General features: G+C 71.6%; 25 protein-coding genes. 10 read left to right on the top strand and 15 right to left on the bottom strand.

All coding sequences use genetic code 11. The annotated features are described in order from the left end of the window. The first annotated feature begins 38 nt into the window (after window positions 1–38). From O7624_RS12000 to O7624_RS11975, 6 genes are all read left to right on the top strand, one after another. On the top strand, window positions 39–674 hold the full coding sequence (locus O7624_RS12000; protein ID WP_282240053.1) for a hypothetical protein: 636 nt from the start codon (window positions 39–41) through the stop codon (window positions 672–674). Then, window positions 671–892, top strand: coding sequence for a hypothetical protein (locus tag O7624_RS11995; RefSeq protein WP_282240052.1), 222 nt, complete (start codon window positions 671–673; stop codon window positions 890–892). The genes O7624_RS12000 and O7624_RS11995 overlap by 4 nt, the downstream gene beginning before the upstream one ends. Continuing rightward, window positions 882–1,268: a hypothetical protein gene (locus tag O7624_RS11990; RefSeq protein ID WP_282240051.1), complete on the top strand. Its 387-nt coding sequence runs from the start codon at window positions 882–884 to the stop codon at window positions 1,266–1,268. The genes O7624_RS11995 and O7624_RS11990 overlap by 11 nt, the downstream gene beginning before the upstream one ends. Window positions 1,269–1,568: 300 nt before the next feature. Beyond that, window positions 1,569–2,159 carry a hypothetical protein gene (locus tag O7624_RS11985; protein ID WP_282240050.1) on the top strand — a complete coding sequence of 197 codons (591 nt, stop codon included), beginning with the start codon at window positions 1,569–1,571 and terminating at the stop codon, window positions 2,157–2,159. A 1-nt stretch (window position 2,160) separates the two neighbouring features. Continuing rightward, window positions 2,161–4,905 carry a phage tail tape measure protein gene (locus O7624_RS11980; RefSeq protein WP_282236757.1) on the top strand — a complete coding sequence of 915 codons (2,745 nt, stop codon included), beginning with the start codon at window positions 2,161–2,163 and terminating at the stop codon, window positions 4,903–4,905. Between the two features lie 10 nt (window positions 4,906–4,915). Further along, window positions 4,916–5,656: a hypothetical protein gene (locus tag O7624_RS11975; RefSeq protein ID WP_282236758.1), complete on the top strand. Its 741-nt coding sequence runs from the start codon at window positions 4,916–4,918 to the stop codon at window positions 5,654–5,656. 4 nt (window positions 5,657–5,660) lie between these two features. On the opposite strand, the gene O7624_RS11970 is transcribed toward O7624_RS11975, so the two are convergent. From O7624_RS11970 to deoC, 12 genes are all read right to left on the bottom strand, one after another. Continuing rightward, window positions 5,661–6,026, bottom strand: coding sequence for a hypothetical protein (locus tag O7624_RS11970; RefSeq protein WP_282236759.1), 366 nt, complete (start codon window positions 6,024–6,026; stop codon window positions 5,661–5,663). Window positions 6,027–6,372: 346 nt separating this feature from the next. Continuing rightward, complete coding sequence (locus tag O7624_RS11965) at window positions 6,373–6,612, bottom strand: hypothetical protein (RefSeq protein ID WP_282236760.1); 240 nt, start codon at window positions 6,610–6,612, stop codon at window positions 6,373–6,375. Window positions 6,613–6,754: 142 nt separating this feature from the next. After that, window positions 6,755–8,773 carry a cell division protein FtsK gene (locus tag O7624_RS11960; RefSeq protein WP_282236761.1) on the bottom strand — a complete coding sequence of 673 codons (2,019 nt, stop codon included), beginning with the start codon at window positions 8,771–8,773 and terminating at the stop codon, window positions 6,755–6,757. A gap of 2 nt (window positions 8,774–8,775) precedes the next feature. After that, complete coding sequence (locus tag O7624_RS11955; protein WP_282236762.1) at window positions 8,776–8,967, bottom strand: hypothetical protein; 192 nt, start codon at window positions 8,965–8,967, stop codon at window positions 8,776–8,778. A gap of 2 nt (window positions 8,968–8,969) precedes the next feature. Next, entirely contained in the window at window positions 8,970–9,770 is an 801-nt protein-coding gene (locus O7624_RS11950) for an ABC transporter permease (protein ID WP_282236763.1), read from the bottom strand. Beyond that, window positions 9,767–10,009, bottom strand: coding sequence for a hypothetical protein (locus O7624_RS11945; RefSeq protein WP_282236764.1), 243 nt, complete (start codon window positions 10,007–10,009; stop codon window positions 9,767–9,769). Before O7624_RS11945 ends, O7624_RS11950 begins: the two co-directional genes overlap by 4 nt. Before the next feature lie 2 nt (window positions 10,010–10,011). Then, the gene (locus O7624_RS11940) at window positions 10,012–10,263 is read right to left on the bottom strand and encodes a hypothetical protein (protein WP_282236765.1); all 252 of its coding nucleotides are present in this window, start codon (window positions 10,261–10,263) and stop codon (window positions 10,012–10,014) included. Continuing rightward, window positions 10,263–10,436, bottom strand: a complete 174-nt coding sequence (locus tag O7624_RS11935; protein ID WP_282236766.1) for a hypothetical protein — start codon at window positions 10,434–10,436, stop codon at window positions 10,263–10,265. The genes O7624_RS11940 and O7624_RS11935 overlap by 1 nt, the downstream gene beginning before the upstream one ends. Next, complete coding sequence (locus tag O7624_RS11930) at window positions 10,433–10,735, bottom strand: hypothetical protein (protein WP_282236767.1); 303 nt, start codon at window positions 10,733–10,735, stop codon at window positions 10,433–10,435. Before O7624_RS11930 ends, O7624_RS11935 begins: the two co-directional genes overlap by 4 nt. Then, on the bottom strand, window positions 10,735–10,872 hold the full coding sequence (locus O7624_RS11925) for a hypothetical protein (protein WP_282240049.1): 138 nt from the start codon (window positions 10,870–10,872) through the stop codon (window positions 10,735–10,737). The genes O7624_RS11930 and O7624_RS11925 overlap by 1 nt, the downstream gene beginning before the upstream one ends. A 26-nt stretch (window positions 10,873–10,898) precedes the next feature. Then, window positions 10,899–11,615, bottom strand: a complete 717-nt coding sequence (locus O7624_RS11920; protein WP_282240048.1) for a hypothetical protein — start codon at window positions 11,613–11,615, stop codon at window positions 10,899–10,901. A gap of 252 nt (window positions 11,616–11,867) precedes the next feature. Continuing rightward, window positions 11,868–12,827 carry a deoxyribose-phosphate aldolase gene (gene deoC, locus O7624_RS11915; RefSeq protein ID WP_282240047.1) on the bottom strand — a complete coding sequence of 320 codons (960 nt, stop codon included), beginning with the start codon at window positions 12,825–12,827 and terminating at the stop codon, window positions 11,868–11,870. 133 nt (window positions 12,828–12,960) lie between these two features. Here deoC and upp point away from each other — a divergent pair, with 133 nt between their 5' ends. Further along, window positions 12,961–13,593 (top strand): uracil phosphoribosyltransferase, encoded by a 633-nt coding sequence (gene upp / locus O7624_RS11910; protein WP_093406203.1) that lies wholly within the window; start codon window positions 12,961–12,963, stop codon window positions 13,591–13,593. A gap of 75 nt (window positions 13,594–13,668) precedes the next feature. Continuing rightward, window positions 13,669–14,358: a GPP34 family phosphoprotein gene (locus tag O7624_RS11905; RefSeq protein ID WP_282240046.1), complete on the top strand. Its 690-nt coding sequence runs from the start codon at window positions 13,669–13,671 to the stop codon at window positions 14,356–14,358. A 49-nt stretch (window positions 14,359–14,407) separates the two neighbouring features. Here O7624_RS11905 and O7624_RS11900 read toward each other — a convergent pair whose 3' ends face one another. Together O7624_RS11900 and O7624_RS11895 are read right to left on the bottom strand one after the other, a co-directional pair. Continuing rightward, window positions 14,408–16,099, bottom strand: a complete 1,692-nt coding sequence (locus O7624_RS11900) for a phospho-sugar mutase (protein ID WP_282240045.1) — start codon at window positions 16,097–16,099, stop codon at window positions 14,408–14,410. Between the two features lie 48 nt (window positions 16,100–16,147). Further along, window positions 16,148–18,280, bottom strand: coding sequence for a protein kinase (locus O7624_RS11895; protein ID WP_282240044.1), 2,133 nt, complete (start codon window positions 18,278–18,280; stop codon window positions 16,148–16,150). Between the two features lie 215 nt (window positions 18,281–18,495). Here O7624_RS11895 and O7624_RS11890 point away from each other — a divergent pair, with 215 nt between their 5' ends. Further along, window positions 18,496–20,079, top strand: coding sequence for a methylmalonyl-CoA mutase family protein (locus O7624_RS11890; RefSeq protein ID WP_093406216.1), 1,584 nt, complete (start codon window positions 18,496–18,498; stop codon window positions 20,077–20,079). A gap of 520 nt (window positions 20,080–20,599) precedes the next feature. After that, a complete protein-coding gene (locus O7624_RS11885) occupies window positions 20,600–21,859 on the top strand; it encodes an amidohydrolase (protein WP_282240043.1) in 1,260 nt (419 codons plus the stop codon). Here the strand turns inward: O7624_RS11885 and O7624_RS11880 are convergent. Next, a complete protein-coding gene (locus tag O7624_RS11880) occupies window positions 21,816–22,802 on the bottom strand; it encodes a DUF4349 domain-containing protein (RefSeq protein WP_282240042.1) in 987 nt (328 codons plus the stop codon). The two genes, O7624_RS11885 and O7624_RS11880, sit on opposite strands and share 44 nt — an antisense overlap. Between the last annotated feature and the right edge of the window lie 23 nt (window positions 22,803–22,825).

The raw sequence follows: 22,825 nt of genomic DNA, 5'->3' as shown, positions 1-22,825 counted from the left end.
GCAGACGACGAACTCGCCCCGTACCGGAAGGCAGACCGATGACCACCGCCCTGCTGCTGGAGCAGTTGATGACGCACCCGCGCTACGGCGAACTGGTCGAGCAGCTGCGTGCCCACACTCCGGTGCACGCTCTCGACCAGGCCGACGCCGCCACCGTCGACGCGCTACGAATCACCACCACGGCCGGCCGCGATGTGCTCGGCAGCGACGCTCACCCGGCCACCGTCGAGCAGACGCCCGGGTGGCTGCGGCTCGGCCTGCTCGACGCGTTCACCGCGTGGCTGACCGGACGTGCGTCGACGTGCTTCCACGCCCCCGATCCCGCCCGCCCGCAGCCCGTCATCGCCGCCGCCTGGCGACCCGGTGTCGTCACCTGCTCGGCCTGCGTGCACCTGGTGGCGTTGCCGCGTGGCAGTGCCGCCGACCGCACCTGCGACGCCTGCGGGCACCGCTGCGCCGGACCGGAACACGGAGACGGCATCTACCCGGGCATGGTGCAGTTCGGACCACTCATCTACCAGTACGGGGTGTGCGGCGACTGCCGGCCACCGGTCACCACCAGCGGCGGCCCGCCCAGAGCCACGGAGAGCGCCGAACACGACCACCCGAGGGGTACGGGAAGGGTCCGCCCACGTGGCAGGCGTGGCCACGGCCGGGGAAGGGGACGCCGGTGAGCATCCCACCGCTCGCCAACGGTGCCGAACTCGTGTTCGCCGCCGCAGACGCCGACTGGCCCACCGTTGAGGCCATCGTGCGACAGGGCCCGCCCGACCTGCTGATGCAAACCGTGTGGGTCGCCTGCCAACTCATCGAGGTACACGGCCTCGACGACGCGCTCCGCGAGCAGCTGCGCACCGCCCTGGCCGCACCGGGACAACCCGATGCCGGTTGACGGACCACCCCGGGTGGTGGCTGTCGACGCCCACGGCAACGCCGTCGCGCTCGGCGACCGGGCCATGCTGCACCTGGCCCACGCGCTGCGGGACCACCTGCAACGCTGCCACCGCTCCGGCATCGTCCCGCCGCCGGACCTGCTGGAACTGGCCGCCGCGATGGCCCCCACCGGCCCGAATGTCCGCGCCGCTGGCCGCCAGCGTGCCGCCGCCCCGCTGGCCGGTCATCGTCAGGTCGTGATGACGTACGCGGAAGCCGCACGGCACCACGGTGTCTCTACCCGGACACTGCGGCGCTGGCGGGCGCAAGGCCTTGTTCGGGGGGTCGGGCGTCGGCTGGTCGTCGAGGTGCCGTGCGAGGTTCCGGCCGCCTGACCGGTGACGACCGGCCAGGCCACGGCGCGACCCCTCCCTGGTGGCCACCAGGGGTGCGCGTGAGGCACGCGAGCCGGCGAACCCAGCCACTCGACCCGCCCCCGTGGAAGGCACCCGGCGCAGGCAGCGCCAACCGTCGTGCTCGCAGGCGACGGGAAGCGCGCCAACGCAGGTGAAGCGGCGCCATCCGTCACTCCGTGGCCGGCCCGGTGCTTCCCTCCCCGCCCGGGCCGGCCACGGTACGGATCAACAGGCAGGCGGTGTGGGATGTGCGTCGGATGTCGGGCTATCAACGAGATGGTGGCCGCGCGGCTTGATCCGCTGCTCGGGTCGCCGAGCTACATGCGGTCCGTGGCCGCCGGCCGTGCCCCGATGCCGTCGATATCGTCGCCCCGGTACGGCCAGCCGACCCGCCGCGGTGCGGCACGGCCGGCGGCCCGACGTCACCAGCCGGACTGGAGTCCGGCGTTCAACATCCGCGCCGCCACCCAGAACCTGGCCGTCGACGGATGCCGCCTCGACCTGGCCGGCATGGACGCCCGCCAGTGCGAGGCGGCCCTCTACTGGAACCACCGCGACGGACTGACCAGCCGCGACCGTGAAGCCATCGGCCGGGTAGAGCAGCTGTTCGAATCCCGGTGGGGCCGCAACCTGTACGACCTATCGCTGCACGCCCGCATCCGCCTGGACCTGCGCACCGAGCAGGGCCGGCGGCAGTGGGAACGGCACCAGGCCGGTAAACCGCTCGCCGCGTCGATCACGTACACCGCCGACGAACCGCCCTCCCAGATCGGCGGATGGGTGCGGTCGTGGCGACTGCACCACATCACCCTCGGCGAGCCCGGCGAGCAGGCCGACGAGCAGGCCGTCACCCCCGGATGGATGATCTGACATGGCCGAGAAAGACCTCTCCTACCGCCTCAGCGCGGACCCCCGCCAGTTCGAACGCGGCTTCAAAAGCGCGGAGTCGTCCGCGCGGGCCCTGGAGCGGGAACTCGCCAAGCTCGAAGCCGAACAGGCGCGGGTTGACGCGGCCATGGACCAGGTCGGGGCGACGTTCCTCGCGGCCGGTGCCGCTATCGGTGCCGGCCTGGCGATGGCGGTCCGTGCCGCGATCAGCTGGGAATCTGCCTGGACCGGCGTGGCGAAGGTCATCGACGGGTCACCCGAGCAGCTCGCCGAACTCGAAGGTGAACTGCGGCAGCTGGCCCGCACGCTGCCGCAGACCCACGAGGAGATCGCCGGAGTGGCGGCGGCTGCTGGCCAGCTCGGTATCGCCCGGCAGGACATCGTCCAGTTCACCCGCACCATGGTCGACCTGGGCACCGCCACGAACCTGACCAGCGAAGAGGCGGCGTTCGCCCTGTCGCGGCTGATGAACATCATGCAGTCCGCCCCCGACGACGTTGGCCGCCTGGGCGCGAGCATCGTCGAGCTGGGCAACAACTCGGCCACCACCGAGCAAGAGATCGTCGACATGGCGCTCCGGATCGCCGGTGCTGGCCAGACCGTCCGCATGAGCGAAGCCGACGTGATCGGATTCGCTGGTGCCCTCTCATCCGTGGGTGTCCAAGCCGAAGCGGGCGGTTCGGCGATCTCCCGGGCGTTCATCATCATCGAGCAGGCCGTCCGCTCCGGCGGGGAGCGTCTCGACACGTTCGCCCAACTGGCCGGCATGACCGCCGACCAGTACGCCCAGGCGTTCCAGCAGGACGCCGCGAAGGCCACCGCCGCCTTCATCCAGGGCCTCGGCCGCATGCAGCAGTCCGGTGGCGACGTCTTCGCCACCCTCCAAGACCTCGGCATGAGCGAGATCCTGCTCCGCGACGCCCTGCTCCGCCTCGCTGGCGCGGGTGACCTGGTCACCCGGTCACTCGACACGGCGAATCGCGGATGGGAAGACAACACCGCCCTACTCGAAGAGGCCGAACGGCGGTACGCCACCGTCGAGTCCCGCGTCGCCATCGCCCGCAACCAGCTGAACGACTTCGCGATCGACATCGGGAACACGTTCCTACCGGCCGTCGGCGCGGCCGCTGACCTGATCGGTGACCTGGCCGGGGTACTCACCGACCTACCCGGACCGGTCAAAGCCGTCCTGGCCGTCCTCGGCCTGTCCGCCGCCGCGCTGCTGCTCGTCGGTGGCACCGCCCTGCTCGTCGTGCCCCGCATCGCCCAGTACAAGCAAGCCATCCTGGAACTGTCCATGGCGCAAGGACGGATGGCCGCCACCGCCGTGGCCGCGAACACCGCCATGAGCCGCGTCGGCAGTTTCCTCGCCGGGCCGTGGGGAATCGCCATCGCCGGCGCGGTCGCCGCCCTGTCCGCGTTCGCCCTGGCCAACGCCGAAGCACGAGGCCGCGCCCGCGAACTCGCCGACACCCTCGACGACCAATCCGGGGCCGTCACCCGCGACACCGGGCTGTGGATCGCCCACCAACTCGCCCAGAACGGCGTCATCGACCAGGCCGAACTCCTCGGCATCTCCGCCGGTGACCTGACCGCCGCCATGATGGGCGAAGCCGACGCCATCGCCCGCGTCAACGCCGAACTCGACCGGCATAACGGGGCCATCGCACCCGCCTACGCGCAACGCTCCGACGACCTCAACGTCGCCGCCCAGAAAGTCCGCGGCTCCCTGCAAGACATGGGCGGTGACCTCGCCAACGCCCGCGAACTGCACCGGCAGGTCACCGAAGCCACCGACGGGCAAACCCGCTCCGTCGCCGACCTTGACCCCGCCACCCGGCAGCTGGCCACCGGACTCGGCCTGACCGCCGCCGCGGCCACCGACCTGGCCGCCGAGGTCGACGAGTTGGACAAGGCCCTGAGGGCTCTCTACGACCAGATGTTCGCCCTCGAAGAGGCCGAAGACGCCGCCACCAGGGCCATGAAGCGGATGACCGAAGAAGCGAAAGCCAACGGCGGCGCCCTCGACGGAAACTCCGAGTCGGCGTTGACCAACCGGGACAACATCCGCAACCTGATCCGCACCCACATGGACCTGGTCGTCGAGTACGCCAAAACCGCCGACAGCGCCGACGACGTCACCGCGAAAACCGAGGAGCTGCGGAAGAAGTTCGTGGAGCAGGCCCGGCAGGCCGGCATCACCGAAGCGGACATCCGCGAGTACGCGAAGGCGTACGACCGGGTCCCCGACGAGGTGGCCACCCTGCTCAAGACCCTCGGCCTGGACGCGGCGCAGCGACAGATCCGCAACCACCTCGAATGGCTGGACCGCATCCCACCGGAGGTGCGTACCCGCCTGGTCGTCGAGCAGCGCACCGCGAGAGGCGGGCACCGCGAGTTCAACGCATTGGGCGGGCCGGCCGGCAGCAGGTACGCCGGAGGTGGCGAGGTAGACGGCCCATACGGCTACGACGCCGTCCCCGCGTGGCTGACCCGCGGTGAATGGGTGTCCACGGTCGAAGCCACCCGCCGCAACGCCGCAGCCCTCGCCGCAGCCAATGCCGGCGCCCGGCTGGCGGTGGTCGGATCATCGGCCAGCCGTGGCGACTACGGCGGCGCCGGACGAGGCGTCCACGCCGACAACATCAACGTCAACGTCCAGGCGTGGACCGACCGATTCAGCCTGCGGCAGGTCGAGCAGGAAATCGCCATGCACAACAGCATCTAGGAGGCCACCTGTGGGAGTCATCGGCGACCAAGCGATCTCGCCCGGCAACCTCGCCCGCCGGGTCCGTGAACTAGAGCGGCAGGTGCAGATGCTGACCGCTGGCCGCCGCCTCGAAGCGGCATCCATCGGCCGCGGCGGCCTCACCGTCACCGGCGGCACCATCACCACCCGCGACACCGACGGCAACGTCCTATCCCGGCAGGGGCAACTAGCCGAAGGGTGGCGTGGCACGTGGATCGGCCGTGCCGGCGGCGGCGTCGCGTTCTTCGTGGGCGGCGAGGGCGCCGACGAGGGTTTCGTGGGCATCTACGACCGGGCAGGCCAGTACATCGTGTCCGACGACGCCGCATCCGAACGTGGCCTGGCCCGCCCGTACATCCCGATCCAGACGGGCGAGGTCACTGTGCCCACCGCCACCACCGCCTCGGCGACGTTCGTGGACATGGCGGCCGGCACCATGCCCGTGCAGCACCCAGTCCTGCACGCGCACCTGCTGATCCGCTCCGACGACGGGTCCACCACCGGCGAGGTGCGGATGACGCTGGATGGCGAGCAGGTCGGCGAGGTGTTGGAGGTGGCGGCCTCTCAGTACGCGTTCGCCACGCTCGGTCCGGCCGCGCTGCCGGGCGTGTACCCGTACGGTGCGCTGCGTACGGTGGCGGTGCAGGCGCGCCGCACCGCGGGAAGCGGCAACATCGGGGTGCGGGTCCTGACGATCCTCGGCCTGGAATCCGCCTACCTCGCCGAATGACCGGTCAGTCGCCCGACCTCGTCGGCAGCGGCTCCGGCAGCGGATCCGGCTTGATGACGTCCACCGTGCCCGTACCGGTCGTGGCCTGCGGGCTGGTGGACTGCCGTCCGGTGGGCTTCTGCTCGGGCGTGCGCTGCTCCGTCACAGTCTTCCCCTCACGCTTCGGTGTCACCACGGCCGAAGGACTGGCCGCAGTCGACGTCACCACCGTAGGCGTCGGCTCGGCAGACGGCGTGCCCTGCGGGTCCTCCAGGCGCAGCCTCACCTCACCGCCCGTGTCCCGGTCAACGAACTGCACACCGATCGCCGCACCGGCAGCGGTGGCGAACACGAACGCACCCACCAACAGGGCAGCACTACGCACCCTCACCGTGTCCCCTCTCGACAGCTCACAGCGACCGACTGTAGGCCCAGCGCGCACACCGAAGCATCGACCAACCAGCAGCGACAGCAGCGGCGAACAGACGCGAGCAACGGGGACACCAGGGGGGCCGGGTCCGACCGGGCAGCGTCCGGCCCCTGACCCGCCCCCGCCTCAGGGAAATCTCCCCCCGCAATCGATCTTCGGCCACTCGGCGGTCACGCGCGTGACATGCCGTTACGTGCCTGTTGAGCTGGGGCAACGGGGCATTGTCACGGCCGTGACATGTCACGTAACGCCGTTACGCGTAACGGCCCGCCAGGCGCGATCCTGGCGGGCCGTACGGCGTCTCGGGTCAACTGGCGGCGCGGTGTAGCCGGCGGGCGCGGTTCCACAGCCGGCGGCCGAACCTGAGTCGCTTCCCGGTGCCCTTGCACCACCGGCACGGCCGGGACAGTTTCGGGTTGCGCTTGCTGCGGTGGTGGGCCTTCCCGTCGCACACCCAGCAGTCCCGGAACGGGCGGACGGCACACGACAGGGCGTAGACGAGCAGGGCGGCGAGGATCAGGCCGGTCGCGACGATGGTGCCTCTCACGAGGTGCCTCCTGGGGCGGTTTTCGGGCTGCTGGCGGGGGTGCCGCGACCCGCGACTATCGGGGGTTTCCGCAGGTGAAGGCCGGTCGCGGGGGCGGTCGCGGAAGTGCGACCGGGTTGCGTGCCGCGACCGGCCGTGCGACCTATCCGGCGTCGATCTCCCGACGCTGCTGCGCGGCGTCCAGGGCGGTGCGGCGGGCACCCTTGAGGTTCTTCCCGGATACCTTCACGTCCTGGCTGTCGACGCCGTACCGGGACAGGGACTCGCGGACCATCTCGGCGGTGATCCCGGCGTACATCTCCGGCCACTGCTCCGCCAGGCGCTCGGCGAGCACCGCCCACGGCAGACCGGACTCACCCGGCCGGAGGACCGCGCGGGCGTCGGCGAGCATGTCGCGTGCTTCCACCCGCTCGGCGCCGTCGCCGATGACGACCTGGCCGCGCAGCTGCGCGGCGCGGGCCACGATGCCCGCGGTGACCTCGGGGGTGGGGAAGAACGAGCGGGCGCTGCCGGGCTTGTCGACGCCGACCATGACGCCCCACCCGGCATCGACGCCGGGCCGGTAGACGGTGCCGGTGAACCCGCGCTTGTACGCCCCCGTGCCGAGGATCATGTCGTTCTCGACCTGGCCGAGCACCGACAGGCACCAGCGGGTGGTGATGCAGCGGGTGATGTTCGGCGGCAGGCTGTCCTTGTCGGGGATCTGCGTGGCCAGGCAGAACATGATGCCCAGCGCCCGGCCCCGCTTGATGGCCCGCTCACAGGCCGCCGCCGAGCCGGGCACCGCCGCGAACAGCTCGTGGACCTCGTCGAGCAGGATGAACACCGGATGCAGGCCCGACCCCGGTTTCGCGGCCAGTTCCGGGGTGACCTTGCCCTCGGGTGCCTCGCCGCGCTTCTTGGCCTCGAGGATCCGCTTGCCGCGCCGTTCGCATTCGGCGAGCGCCCAGGCGATGATGTCGCTTCCCGCCTCGAACGCCTCGTCGTCGACACCGACGACGTAGTCGGAGCACAGTGGGCCGACGTCGAGGAAGTCACCGACACCCTTGAACTCGGCGACCTTCAGCTCGACGGTCGGGTCGAGCATGGCGATCGTGAGCAGCGTGCGGGCGGCGTACGACTTGCCGGATCCGGGCTGGCCGCCGATCAGGAAGTTCCGGGCGAACAGCACGGTGGTCAGGGGTCGCTGGCGGGCGTCGGTGGCGAACGGCTGCGGCTCAAAGATGCTGGTCCGCGCGGTGTCCGCCGCGAGGGCCCAGCGGGGTTGCCCCATCTTGGACGACGGCTGGTAGCCGACCCACAGGTCTACCTGGCCGGGGTGGTCGGGGCCGACCTCCGGCCACACCTGGTCGACGGGCAGGCGGAGGGCGGCGGCGAGGTTGTCGCGCTTCTCCAGCAGCTGCGTGGCCACGATCGCGCCGGGCAGGTTGAACCGGGCCAGCCAACCGGGCCCATCCTTGTGGATGCCGGGCGGCGGGAACGTGAGCTGACCAGGCTCTTTCACGCCGATCGACAGGGCGACGACGGCGTTGCGGACCATCTCGGCGGTGAGCTTGGTGAACTTCTGCCCGGTGCTGGTCCGGTCGACGATCGGCTTGTCCGCCGGCCGGCCGTACCGGGCGGCGAGCAGCACCAGACCGGCCACCGCGCAGTACCAGCCGACCGGCGGCATCCCGGCCAGCTCGACGCCGACCAACGCCGCCAGGAGCAGCACCAGGCCGATGCCGACGACCCACCAGCGGGCGGACGACTCCCGGGCCCGGGTGCGGTTCAGCGACTGCCAGGTGTGCGGGTCGTTCTTGTTCGCGGCCTCTTGCCGAAGGTGGAAGTTCTCCCGACCACCGACCGCCCACCACGTCACCGCGGCACCGGCCCGCCACACACCACGCGGCGCGTAGACGGCCACCTTGACGGCGTACTTCGGGGAGCGGGTCAGGTGGTAGAGGGCACGGTTGCGGCCGTAGCGGGCCGACCAGCCGACCAGCGCCCGACGTCCCTCCGGCGACCGCAGCACGGCGGGGATGATCGGCCGGGTGGGCTCGTCTCGGGCGACCACGTCGGCGAACGTGGCCTTGCGGTCGGGTGGGTCGACCGGCCCGCCGAGCTGCTCGGCGGTGATGGTGTGCCGTTCGTCGTCGTATTCCATGGGCAGCGTGGTCATGGTCAGTGCCTCCCTTCGGCCTGTGCGGCGAGGTTGCGTGCCCTCATGGCGAGGGCGGGTAGCAGGTCACGCCACGCCTGGGTCGGCTCGGCGATCTCGCGGTCGATGAGGTCGGCCAGGGCGCGCATGCCCCCGGCTGCGGCCCCGAGCCGCGTCAGCAGCTCGGGGCACACGGTGCAGTCCGTCTCAGCCACGGTCAGTGGTCCTCTCGTACGAGGTGGGCGAGTGCGGCGCCCATGCCGAGCACGGCGACGGGCAGACAGGCGACAACGGTGGTGATCTGCCACGGCGTGCCGGTCTCCGGCGCCGCAAGCAGGTGGTAGGTGATCTGCGCACCGGCACCGAGGGTCAGCGCGATCAGCGCCGACGCCATGGCGAAGGTCCGCGCCCGGCGGGTGGTGCGCCCGGACAGCCAGGCGAACAGGGCGTACCCGGCGTAGACCTCCATGCCGATCGGGAGGGTGATCGCCGTGTTCAGGGTCAGCAGCGGCTCGCCGTTGTCGCGGGTGAACCCGGGCAGCAGGTCCACCGGGCCGAACCCGGTGAGCTTGCCCAGCTCCACCCAGCCGGCCCACACGGCGACGAACGCGGGCAGCATGAGCAGCCACACCGGCCACACCGGCAGCGGCTTGACCGACTTCTCAGCGGTCGGCGTACCCGGGTGTCCGTCCGTCGTGGGCTGCACGTCCGGCTCGACGGTGTCGGCCACCTCGGCGGGCTGCGGGTCCGCCAGGATCGGCGGCGCAGACTCGGGTACGGGCGGTGCCGGCACCGGGTCCGGGCCGACCGGTTCGGCGTACAGCCACGGGTCGGCCGGCGGCTCGTCGACGAGCCGCTCGCGCAGCTCGGTCGCCTTCGGCGCGCCGATGGCGAACTCCTTCATCAGCCGGTTGCGCGACGGCACCTCGCCCAGCTGCTCGGCCAGGGCGCGGGCGGCGGGCAGCAGCGCGTCGACCGGCTGCGGGTACTTCACACCGTTCACGGTCGGGGCGGTCATCGGTTCCACCGCTTCTTGTCCTTCTTGCGCTCGCCGGTGCTGCCGATGGCCACGGCACCGTTGCCGATGGCCGACTGGCCCTTGACCTTGATCCGGCCGGTCTGGATACCGCCGTCGTCGGTGCTGGACGGGTCGAACGTGTGGTGGCCCTTGGCGCAGATGGCCAGCGCGCCGGTGGAGTCGATCGACAGGCTGCGGAACTCGCTGGTGCCGCAGGTGGAGCAGGACGAGATAGCCATGGTCAGCGGTCCTTGTCGCTCGGGCTGGTGGCGAGCGCGTCGCGGCGCCACCGGCGGAGGTTGAGTGCCGCCATCGCCCCGTAGGACAAGGCGGCGACGATGAACCCGTACTGGCCGGTGGCCAGCGCGTACGCCAGCCAGAGGGCCTGTACGGCGAGGCTGACGGCCCACCCGTGCCAGAGGCGGCGTCCGGTGAGCCACCAGCCGGTGAGGCCGATGAGGGTCAGCGCCCAGGACCACCACTGCGCGGCCATCAGCGGGCCACCGCCTTCGTGCGGGTCGGGGTCTGCCGGGTGTGCTGGCGGCGGATCGCCGCGGCGGTGGAGTCGGCGTGGCCCTCGACCAGGCGGCGGGCGACCAGGAACACGGCCAGCGGCGTACCGGTGCCACCGGCGACGATCAGGAGCACGTACTGCGTGGCGGTCATGAGTGGTCACCTCCGGGCAGGTCACGGGCGATCAGGGAGACGATGGCGGCAACCAGCTCGGCGGCCACCGGCAGCGGCAGCAGCAGCAGGTTGTCCGGGTCGAACGTGGGCACGTCCTCGGCGTCCATCGGCTCGGCGAAGTGCGTGAGCAGCACGTACGGCAGGCGTCCGTCGCCCGCCTCCAGGTGCACGAAGAACCGATCGGCGGGGGTGACGATCTCCACCGGGGCGGACCGGTGCGAGTTCAGCTGGTGGTCGTGGTGGGTGGGTACGCACCACGGCGGGCAGTAGCGGGCCATCAGCGGGCACCCCCCGCCCAGCTGGTCGACACGCACATGCCCACCGCGCCGGCCTCGTTGGCGGTGCACGGCTGCGTGGTGTGGTTGTGGAACGCGGCGAGCCCGGCCAGGGCCGTGCACACCAGAACGGTGCGCACGACCAGGCGGTTGATGGCGGCGGCCATCAGCGGTTGCCGCCGTCGAGCACGTCAGCGCCGGCCAGCAGCGCGGCGGCGAAGGCGCGAGCCTGAGCGGGCGTGCCCGTCCAGCCCTGAACGCCCTCACTGCCCGGGTAGTGACCCTCGGCGCCCTCGGCGACGGACACCACCACCCGGGGAGCGGTGGTGACCTCGCCCCGCTCGCTGGTCGACTCCACGTACACCGAAGCGGTGGCCGCGGCGTCGAAGTACGCCGGATCCTGCCCGGTCAGCTCAACGAGCATCCGCTCGTGGCCGAGCCCGACCGAGAACCCGTCGACCTCCGTGGCGACGCCCCGGTGATCCTCCGAGCACCACGGCGGGCACTCGGCGACCCGCCCCGGGTTGTCCTGGCGAGCGCGGAAGGTGGCCACCGCGTGCCGGACGGCGTCGGCGTAGCCCTGGGCGTAACCGTCGTCGAACGATCCGGCGGCGGCCAGCTGCGCGGTGCGCTCGTCGCCACGGTGGGCACCCGAGTTCAGCACCGGGAACCGGTTGTCGGCCGGCCGGGGCTGCGCGGCACGCCGCTCGGCGTCGTACACGCAGCGGCGGCACTGCTCACCCGTGCCGTAGTTGGTCGGGTAGAACGTCTCCGAGCAGGTCGGGCAGGACTCGGCCCGGACGATCGGGCGGGCCAGGTCGACGGTGGGCGCGTCGATCAGACGACGCTCCGGCGGGGTGGGGACGGATGCAATGATGCTCACGGGTCGCCTCCTGGGGGCGATCAAGGGCCCGGATCACAGGAGTTGGCGCTCCTGCCGGGCCCGTCTTTACTTGTGCGATGAACACACACTAGCTGCGCGATGGGGTCAGCACAACTACTGAGCGCAGTTTGGGGCACAAAAAAGGCACGCGCCAGCGAGTAGTGATGCGTGCTGGCGCGTGCCTTTGAGGGGTGTTTTAGCAGCTCAGAGTACGTCTGAGAGACGTTCTCGCAGGGTAGATCGTTCCGGTGCTCAGTCCAGGGTGAAGTAGTCGGGGCCGGCGTACACGCCGGTCGTCAGCTTGGTGCGCTGCATCAGCAGGTCGTTGAGGAGGCTGGACGCGCCGAAGCGGAACCAGTCCGGGTGCAGCCAGTCCGGGCCGACGGTCTCATTGACCATGACCAGGTACTTGATCGCGTCCTTGGTGGTCTTGATGCCGCCGGCCGGCTTCACGCCTACCTGCCGCCCGGTGGCGGCCCGGAAGTCGCGTACCGCCTCCAGCATCACCAGGGTCACCGGCAGGGTGGCGGCGACCGGAACCTTGCCGGTGGAGGTCTTGATGAAGTCGCCGCCCGCGAGCATCGCCAGCCAGGAGGCGCGGCGCACGTTGTCGTAGGTGGCCAGCTCGCCGGTCTCCAGGATCACCTTGAGGTGGGCGTCCCCGCTGGCCTGCTTGGTGGCGACGATCTCGTCGTACACCTCGGCGTAGCGGCCGGCCAGGAAGGCGCCCCGGTTGATCACCATGTCGATCTCGCCGGCGCCCGCCTCGACGGCGGCGCGGGTGTCGGCGAGCTTGATCTCCAGCGGCGCCTGACCCGACGGGAAGGACGTGGCCACGCTGGCCAGGTGCACCCCGGATCCGCGCAGCACCTCGGCCACGTACGGGACCATCGAGGGGTAGACGCAGACCGCGCCGACGTGCGGGCAGGACGGGTCGGCCGGATCGGGCCGCAGCGCCTTCGCGGCGAGCGCCCGTACCTTGCCCGGGGTGTCCGCGCCCTCCAGCGTGGTCAGGTCGACCATCCGGATGGCGAGGTCGATCGCCTCGGCCTTGGCGGTGGTCTTGATGGATCGGGTGCCGAGTTGGGCTGCCCGCTGCTCCGCGCCGACCTGGTCCACGCCCGGTAGGCCGTGCAGGAAGGTCCGCAGAGCGGTCTCGGATCGTCCCAGCTCGGAGAGGTCCGAGCGGGCCGACGTCGCTGTCGCCGTCATGTCTCGAAGTCTACGCAGGTTGACACCGAGTGATCTTGGTCACCGCGGTCGACGAGCGCGCACGGGTGAGCGAGGTCGCTGGTCGCGGCCGGGACCCGCGCGCCGACATTCCGGGCGGGTAGGTTGAGCGATCGTGGACGTACTCGTCATTGACCACCCGCTCGCCCAGTCCCGGCTGACCGCCATGCGGGACGAGCGCACCGATTCATCGACATTCCGGGCGGCGCTACACGAACTCACCACAATGCTGGTGTACGAGGCCGCCCGCTCCTTCCCGGTGGAGACGTACCCGGTGCAGACGCCGGTGACCGCCACCCAGGGCACCCGGCTGGCCAACCCGCCGCTGCTGGTGCCGGTGCTGCGGGCGGGTCTCGGCATGGCGGACGCCGCGCTGGGGCTGCTGCCCGAGTCCTCGATGGGCTTCGTCGGCCTGGCCCGCGACGAGGAGACCTTCGAGCCGCGCGCCTACATGGAGTCGCTGCCCCGGGACCTCGCCGGCCTGCCCGTGCTGGTCCTCGACCCGATGCTGGCCACCGGCGGCTCCCTGGAGCACTGCTGTCGACTGCTGGCCGAGCGGGGCTGCACCGACATCACCGTGCTCTGTGTGCTCGCCGCGCCGGCCGGCATTCAGCGGTTGGAGCGCTCCGGACTGCCGCTGCGCCTGGTCACCGCCGCCATCGACGACGGCCTCAACGACAGCATGTTCATCGTGCCGGGCCTCGGCGACGCCGGTGACCGGCAGTTCGGCGGCATGCCCCGCTTCTGAGCATGGCGACGGCCGCTGACCCCGGCGGCGGTTTGTGCTGCGGATGATGGCGTTCAGCGGCTAGCGTCTCGGGCCATGACTGGTGTGCCACTCGCCGAGGAACTGCTCCTGCTCGCCTACGACGACGAAACGGGTAAGGCGACCCTGCCGCGGATCAGCCTCGACCTGGGCATGGCCGCCGCCGTTCTCATCGAACTGGCCCTGGCCGGGCGGATCGCGTACACCGACGGCGCCTTGACCGCGGTGGACCCGACGCCGACCGGCGAACCGGTCACCGACGCGGTGCTGGCCAAGATCGTGGCCGACACGCCGCACAGCCCCTCCTCCTGGGTGCAGCGGCTCCGGCACGGCCTGCGCGACCGGATCCTCGGCGACCTCTGCGAGCAGGGCGTCGTCCGGGACGTCGACGAGACCGAGTTGGGCTTCATCCACGTCCACCGCTACCCGGTGGTGGACCCGTCGGTGGAGGAGGAGACCCGGCAGCGGCTCGCCGTGGTGCTCACCGGCGCTGCTCCGGACGAGCGGACCGCCGCGCTCGCGACCCTGGTCGCCGTGCTGCGGATGGAATCCGCACTCGGGGTCACCGGCGAGGACGCCGACGCCGCCCGACGCCGGCTGGAGGAGATCGCCAGCGGCGTCGGCTTCTCCGGCGAGGTCAACCTGGAGGACAGCGTGATCCGCCCGTCGGTGGCCCTGGTGGTGGCTGCCCTCGGCCGCGCCGTCGAGCACGCCCTCGGCCCCCGCCGCCCGCCCGAATCGCGTTGATCATGAGGTTGGCGGCACTCCCGGATCAACTTTGCCGCTAACCTCATGATCAACCGGGTGGGATGCCGAGGGCGTGGGCGATTTCGGTGCGGAGGGTGGTGATGGCGGCGGTCGCGCGGGTGCGGGCCGCGGCTATGTCGCCGTTGGTGGGGGGTTCCACCACTTCCAGGTACGCCTTGAGCTTTGGTTCGGTGCCGGAGGGGCGGATCACCACCCGGGCCGCTGCGGTACGTAGGATCACCACGTCGGCGTCGGGAAGCAGGTCCTGCGTCTCGGTGACCGGCTGACCGAGCAGGGTGGTCGGGGTGGCGGCGCGGATCCGGGCCATCGCGTCGGCGATCAGGCGCAGGTCGTCGACGCGTACCGAGAGCTGGTCGGTCTGGTGCACGCCGAACTCGGCGGCCAACTCGTCGAGCCGGTCGGCGAGCGTGCGCCCCTGCGCCTTGAGGCCGGCGGCCAGCTCGGCCACGGTCAGCGCGGCGGTGATGCCGTCCTTGTCGCGTACGTGCTCCGGGGCGACGCAGTAGCCGAGCGCCTCCTCGTAACCGAACACCAGTGGTTCGCTGCCGTCACCGGCCCGGACGATCCACTTGAATCCGGTGAGCGTCTCCCCGTACGGCAGCCCGCGCGCGGCGCACATCGTCCGCAGCAGCGACGACGAGACGATGGTGGTGGCGTACAGGCCGGTGACCCCGCGTCGCATCAGGTGATCGGCGAGCAGCACACCCACCTCGTCCCCGCGCAGCATCCGCCAACCCGAACCGTCGGACCCGCCGGCAGCGTCGCGGACCGCGACGGCGCAGCGGTCGGCGTCGGGGTCGTTGGCGATGGCCAGGTCGGCGTCGGTGCGCTCGGCGAGCGCGACCAGTCGGTCCACCGCGCCCGGCTCCTCCGGGTTCGGGAAACTGACGGTGGGGAAGTCAGGGTCCGGCTCGGCCTGGTCGGGCACCACGCCGGGCGTCGGAAAACCGGCGGCGGCGAACGCGGCGGTGAGCACCGCCGCACCGACACCGTGCAGCGGGGTGTACGCCACGGTCAGCTCCCGGGGACCGCCCGGGGAGACGACACCGACCGCCCGCGCCACGTACGCGGCGACCAGGTCGTCGCCGAGCACTTGCCCGGCGGGGCCGAGCGGCACCTGAGCCAGCGGGCCGACCGCGCGGATGGCGGCCTCGATGCCGGCGTCGGCCGGCGGCACGATCTGCGCCCCGGCGCCCAGTTCTCCACCCAACTCGGCACCGAGGTACACCTTGTAGCCGTTGTCCTGCGGCGGGTTGTGGCTGGCGGTCACCATCACCCCGGCCACCGCCGACAGGTGACGCACCGCGTACGCGAGCACCGGGGTGGGCAGGGGGCGGGAGAGCAGCAGCGCGGGGCGGCCCGCCCCGGTGGCCACCTGGGCGGTGCGTTCGGCGAACTCGCGGGAGCCGCGCCGGGCGTCGTACCCGATCACCAGCGGGCCGGTGCCGCCCTGGGCGGCGAGCCAGGCGACCAGCCCGGCGGCGGCCTGGGTGACCACCGCGAGGTTCATCCCGTTGGGGCCGGCACGCAGCGGCCCGCGCAGGCCGGCCGTGCCGAAGGTCAGCGGCCCGGCGAACCTGTCCGCCAGCTCCGGCGCGCTGCCCGGCAGTTGGTCGAGCACCGCCCGCAGCTCCGCCCGACCGGCCGGGTCGGGATCGTCGGCGAGCCAGCGTTCGGCCCGCTCGCGGATGGTGTCGATGTCGCTGGTCTCCGCCGCCATGGCCTCTTGATAGCACGGCGACGGATCTCCACGGGCGTCTGCCCCGGCTCAGCCGGCCGACGTGAGCTGGAACGACTTGAGCATCTCCGCGTAGATCGGCTTGCTCTCCTCGAAGCGGGCGTCGGTCGAGGTCAGGTAGAACGAGTAGAGCCGGCCGTCGTGGGCGACCCCGTGCCAGATGCCGTGCCGCATCTCGTCGCCCTCGCCGCAGGTGTACTCGAACTCGGCCGAGGGCTTCCCGGCCAGCTCCTTCTCCGCCATGGCGACCTGGGTGTACGGCTTGGCGCAGGAGGCCGAGCGGGTCTTCAGCCCGTTCTCGGCCACCTCTGCCCAACGGGCCGAGGTGCCGCTCCACTTCTCGTTGAGGATGCGTACCCGACGGCCGCTGTCCTCCGGGTCGGTGTAGTCGATGTAGACCCCACCGGCCGGCGCGGCCCGCTTCCAGCCCTTGGGCACCAGCACTTGCACCCCGCGTGCCGAGTGCTCCTGCATCTCGATGCCGGGGCCTTCGTCCGCCGAGGCGGACGGCTCGGCGACCGGGGTGGTGGGCGTCTCATCGCCGCCGCTGGAGAAGGCCACGATGCCGATCAGCAGCAGCACCGCGAGGCCACCGGCCGCCGCCAGCTGCATCTTGCGTGGCCAGCCCTTCACGGTGTCGACCACCCGGGTGCCGGCGGCCTTCGCCCGGTCGACCGGGCTGCTGCCGCCACCTGGAGCCGGGGCCGGCGTGCCGTACGGCTGGTTCGGCGCGGCCGGCCACTGCGCGGCACCGTAGGCGCCGACCTGCTGCGTCGCGTCGGGCTGGGCACCGCCGTAGCCGCCGACCCGCTGGGTCGCCTCGGGCTGGGCGCCGTAGCCGCCGAGCTGCTGGGTGGCGTCCGGCCCGGCGCCGTAGCCGCCGATCCGCTGGGTCGCGTCGGGCTGCCCGCCGTAACCGAAGATCTCCGGCCCGACCCGCTGGGTGGTGTCCCCGCCGACCCGCTGGGTCGCCTCGGCGCCACCGTAGGTGCGGCCGGGCGGGGACATCGCGGCGCCCCGCTGCCCGGGACGGGCCAGGGCGTCGGCGCTGGTGTCCTCCATCGCGGCGGCGCCGGCCGCGGCAGCCTGGCCGGGACGTTCGCCCCGGCGCAGCGCGGCCAGCCGGTCGGTCAGCGACTCGCCGGGGCCCAGCATCGCCCGGCCGCCGATCTGCCCGGACGGGACCGGCTTCGCCGGCGCGGCCGGCGCGCTGATCGGTGCGGGCAGCGGCACCGGCATCACGGAATACTGGTCGGTCATCGAGTTGACCCCGGCGGCGCTGCTGCTCAGCGGGCCGGCCAGCAGCTCGCGCAGCATGGCGCGGGCGGTGTGCACGTCCAGCCGGCGGGCAGGATCCTTCTCCAGCAGACCCATCAGCACCCGGGTCAGCGGACCACTGCGCTGTGGCGGGGCGGGCGGATCCTCGACCACGGCGTGCATGGTCTCGATCGGGTCGCCCCGGTCGAAGGGCGGGCGGCCCTCCACGGCCGTGTAGAGCGTCACCCCGAGGGAGAACAGGTCGCTGGGCGGGCCGAACTCCTGCCCCATGGCCCGCTCTGGCGAGATGAAGTGCGGTGAGCCCAGCACCATCCCCGGGGTGGTGAGCTGCACGTCGGTGGGCATCCGGGCGACACCGAAGTCGGTAAGCACGCAGCGGCCGTCGGAGCAGATCAACACGTTGGCGGGCTTGACGTCGCGGTGCAGCACGCCGATCGCGTGCGCCACCTCGAGCGCGCCGAGCAGCGCAATGCCGATCTTGGCAACCACGCGCTGGGCGATCGGCCCGTCCTCGATCACCATGTCGGCGAGGCTGCGGGCGTCCAGCAGCTCCATCACGATCCAGGGGCGGCCGGCCTCGGTGACCACGTCGTACACCTGGACCACCGCCGGATGGGCGATGGCGGCGGCGGCGCGGGCCTCGCGCAGGGTGCGTTCGTACATCGCGTCGCGGTCGCTCGGCGCCAGGCCGGGCGGGAGGACGACCTCCTTGACCGCCACGTCACGGCGCAGCAGGGTGTCCGTGGCCCGCCAGACCGTACCCATGCCACCGTTGCCCACCGCCGAGCGCAGCGAGTACCGGTCACCGATGACGGTGCCGGGTGTCGCGCGTCCGTTGGTGGGAGTGCTGACTGGTCCGCCGCTCCACGTCGGGATCTGAGTCACAGAAAAGCCACCGGGGGAAGTCGAGAGGGCTGGGACACAACCCCCCTATCTTGCTGGTTCAGACGCCCGATGCGAAAGCCGGCGCGGCGGACGTTTCCAGTACTCGACGGTACGTGTGCAGCCACTCACCTCTTGTCGTGCCTTGTCGCGGCCGGGCGACGCGGTGTGCGGTATCCCTCACCCGCCACCCGTTCCACCCGTCCTACCATCCGGTGATGAGCGAACGGCGGTCAAGCGAGTCCGGTTTCCCGATCAAGGGCGTCTACACGGCCGACGACCTTCCCGGCGACCTGGACTCCCGCCTCGGCGGGCCGGGCGAGTTCCCGTACACCCGTGGGGTCTACCCCACCATGTACACCTCCCGCCCGTGGACCATGCGTCAGTACGCCGGCTTCGGTACCGCCACCGAGTCCAACGCGCGTTACCACCAGTTGTTGCGGGCCGGGACGATGGGCCTGTCGGTCGCCTTCGACCTGCCCACCCAGATGGGGTACGACTCCGACGACCCGATCGCGCACGGCGAGGTGGGCAAGGTGGGCGTGGCCATCGACTCCATCGAGGACATGCGACTGCTGTTCGACGGCATCCCGCTGGACAAGGTCTCCACCTCGATGACGATCAACGCGCCCGGCTCGGTGCTGCTGCTGCTCTACCAACTCGTCGCCGAAGAGAACGGCGTGCCGGGTTCGGCGCTCAACGGCACCATCCAGAACGACATCCTCAAGGAGTACATCGCCCGGGGGACGTACATCTTCCCGCCGAAGCCCTCGTTGCGGCTGGTCGCCGACACCTTCGGCTACTGCCGCAGCGAGGTGCCGAAGTGGAACACCATCTCGATCTCCGGCTACCACATGGCCGAGGCCGGCGCGTCGCCCGTGCAGGAGATCGCGTTCACGCTGGCCAACGGCGTGGAGTACGTCCGGGCCGCGATCGCCGCCGGGCTGGCCGTGGACGACTTCGCCCCCCGGCTGTCGTTCTTCTTCGTCGCGCGTACCACCCTGCTCGAAGAGGTGGCGAAGTTCCGGGCGGCCCGGCGGATCTGGGCCCGCCTGATGCGCGACGAGTTCGGGGCGAAGAACCCGAAGTCGATGATGCTGCGCTTCCACACCCAGACCGCGGGCGTGCAGTTGACCGCCCAGCAGCCCGAGGTGAACCTGGTCCGGGTGGCGGTGCAGGGGCTCGGCGCGGTGCTCGGCGGCACCCAGTCGCTGCACACCAACAGCTTCGACGAGGCGATCGCGCTGCCCACCGAGAAGGCGGCCCGGTTGGCGCTGCGTACCCAGCAGGTGCTGGCGTACGAGACGGATCTCACCGCCACTGTCGACCCGTTCGCCGGCTCGTACGTGGTCGAGGCGATGACCGCCGAGATCGAGACGGCGGCCGACGCGCTGATGGCCCGGGTCTTCGAGCACGGGTCGGCGGTGGACGCGATCGAGGTCGGCTTCCAGAAGCGGGAGATCGAGCAGTCCGCGTACCGGATCGCGCAGGAGATCGACTCGGGCGAGCGGGTGGTGGTCGGGCTCAACCGCTTCGCGATCGACGCCGAGGAGCCGTACGAGCCGCTGCGGGTCGATCCGGCGATCGAGGCGGCCCAGGCCGAGCGGCTGGCGAAGCTGCGGGCCGAGCGGGACTCCGCCGCCGTGGAGCGGGCGCTTGTCGAGTTGCGGGAGACCGCCTCGGGCACCGGCAACGTGCTCCACCCGATGAAGGCGGCGCTGCGCGAGCGGGCCACCGTCGGTGAGGTGTGCGGGGCGCTCCGCGAGGTCTGGGGCCGCTACCAGCCCACCGACCGGTTCTGACCCCGGTCGGTTCGTCACGGCAACGCACGGTCCGCCGCCGCCGGGCGCGGCAGTTGTCGCGGGGACGTCACGGCCCAGTCGTCGCGCAGCGTGTCGAACCGGCGTTGCCCGGGTACTCCGCTCGCGGTGATCACGTGGACGCACACGGTGTGCGGTCGGACGGCTGCCCTGCGTGTGAACGTCCACGGGTGATCGTTGCCGATGGTGGTCGGGTAATTGTCGTACGGTCAGTTCATCGGCGCGACTAATGCGACAATTCGGAACGGCGACGATGGTTTCGGGAAGATTCTCAGTGTCCGGCGAACGATTACGCGTTGTAGGAGGTGAGGGGCGGATGAGGGCTCATGACCACGATCTACCTGCTGTCCCGCTCACCTACGGACGCTCTCAGCAGGGCATACGTGACGCTGCGCGGTCCGATCATCACCGGAACGAGGTTGCGCAGAGTTACCGTCGGGGGTCTACGCTGTCTGCTGTTCCCGATGATCCATCCATTTCTAGTGATCGAAGAGAATTCGACGTGACGAGTGCGTTGACGATGCCGACCGGTCACCAACTGGCGCCGTCCTGGCCGGATGCGCCGACCGGTTCCCAGCCCCTGCCCTTCGAGTTGGACCACCTGCTCGCCCTCCGGGTACCGGGCCTGATCGCCACGCGCCGTCACATCCACTCGCACCCGGAGCTGTCCGGCGCGGAATTCGAGACCGCGGCCCTCATCGCCCGGGAACTCTCCCTGGCCGGGTTGCAGCCGCGAATGCTGCCCAAGGGCAACGGGGTGATCTGCGACATCGACGGCCGTCCGGACGGGCCGGTGATCGCGCTGCGCGCCGACATCGACGCGTTGCCGCTGACCGACGTCAAGGACGTGCCGTACCGCTCCACGGTCGACGGGGTCTGCCACGCCTGCGGCCACGACGTGCACACCACGGTCATGTTGGGCGTCGGCATGCTGCTCGCGCAGCTGGCCGACCTGGGCGAACTGCCCGGCCGGGTGCGGCTGATCTTCCAGCCCGCCGAGGAGATCCTGCCCTGCGGCTCGCTGGAGGTGATCGAGGCCGGCGGCCTCGACGACGTGGTGCAGATCTTCGCGTTGCACTGCGACCCGAACCTGCCCGTCGGTCAGGTGGGTCTGCGGGTCGGCCCGATCACCGCCGCCGCCGACAACGTCACCGTCCGGCTCACCGGCCCGGGTGGCCACACCGCCCGCCCGCACCTGACCGTGGACCTGGTGGACGCGCTCGGTCGGCTGATCACCGAGGTTCCGGCACTGGTCAGCCGCCGGGTGCCGGCGAACAGTGGACTGCTGCTCGTCTTCGGTCACGCCTCCGCGGGCACCCGGTACAACGTCATCCCGTCCGAGGCGTCCGCCTCCGGCACCCTGCGGGTGATGGACCGCGACACCTGGGAGCTGGCACCGAAGATCGTTTCTCAGGTGGTCCGGGACGTCATCGCACCCACCGGGGCCACCGTCGACCTGGAGTACCTGCGCGGTCGTCCACCGGTCTGCAACGACGCACGGGCCATCGGGGTGCTGAACGCGGCCACCGCAGCCGCGCTCGGCCCGGAGGGCATCGCGGAGACCCCGCAGAGCATGGGCGGCGAGGATTTCTCCTGGTATCTGGAGTACGTCCCCGGTGCCCTGGCCCGACTCGGGGTCGGCCGCTCCGGGCCGAACGTCGATCTGCACCGGGCGTCGTTCGACGTGGACGAACGGGCCATCCCGGTGGGCGTACGGCTCATGGTGCAGACCGCGCTCCAGGCACTGGCGGCGGCGCGCTGACACCCGGCGGTGGCGGGGTGCCGCTCGGTGCGACCAGGGCCGGCACCCCGGGTCGGTTCCGGCGGCGACGGCGGGCCAGCCACCACAGCGCCCCCAGCGGTACGCCGAAGACCAGCAGCCACGGCAGGATCGCACCCAGCACGGTGAGCAGGACGGTCATCGAGGACAGGAAGACCTGCCAGCCGCCCTTGAGCCCCACCAGGAAACCGATCTCGGTCTCCTCCTCGGGGGTCGTGACGCCGGGCCCGACCAGGGTGACCGTGATGGTGGACAGCGCGGTGAGGTCGCTCAGCCGCCGCTTCTTCGCCTCCAGCGAGGCGAGGTCGGCCTCCCGCCGGGCCAGTTCGTTCTCGATGCTCACCAGATCGCTTATCGAGTTGGCCTGGGCGAGCAGTCGTCGCGCACTCTCCACCCGGGCCCGCTGGCTGGCGATCCGGGCGTCGAGGTCGATGGTCTCCTCGGTGACGTCCTGCGTACCGATCTCCCGGCGCTCCGGGGTGCCGAGACCCGCCAGCTCCTCCACGACCGCGTAGAACCGCTCCGCTGGCACCCGCAGTTCGAGGTCGGCCACCGCGTCGGCGTCGGAGCTGCGGCGTTGGTCCCCGCCGACGAAGCCGCCGGCCCGGGTGGCCGCCGCGACGGCGTCCCGGGCGGCGACGTCCACATCGTTCACCTGCACCCGCATCGATCCCGTGTAGATGATGGACCGCTTGTCGACCCGGGTGTCCGTCGCCGCGCCGGCACCGCCCTGGGCGTTACCGGGCGCGGCGGCCTCGCCGGGCGCAACGGCGGCACCCTCCCGGGCCGGTGCCTCGGCGTCGGCCGCGGTGCCGGCCGCCCCTGAGTCGTCTCCGCCGCCACTCCCGCAGGCGGCGAGCATCAGCAGCGCAGCAAGTGTCGCCACCGCCGTGGTCCCGTGCCGGCGGGCTCTTCGCATTCCCATCCCCGTTCCCCTCTCTGCTGCCC

The sequence above is a fragment of the Verrucosispora sp. WMMD1129 genome, assembly GCF_029581255.1.
GTDB lineage: Bacteria > Actinomycetota > Actinomycetes > Mycobacteriales > Micromonosporaceae > Micromonospora > Micromonospora sediminimaris.
This window is presented reverse-complemented; position numbering and strand designations above follow the sequence as displayed.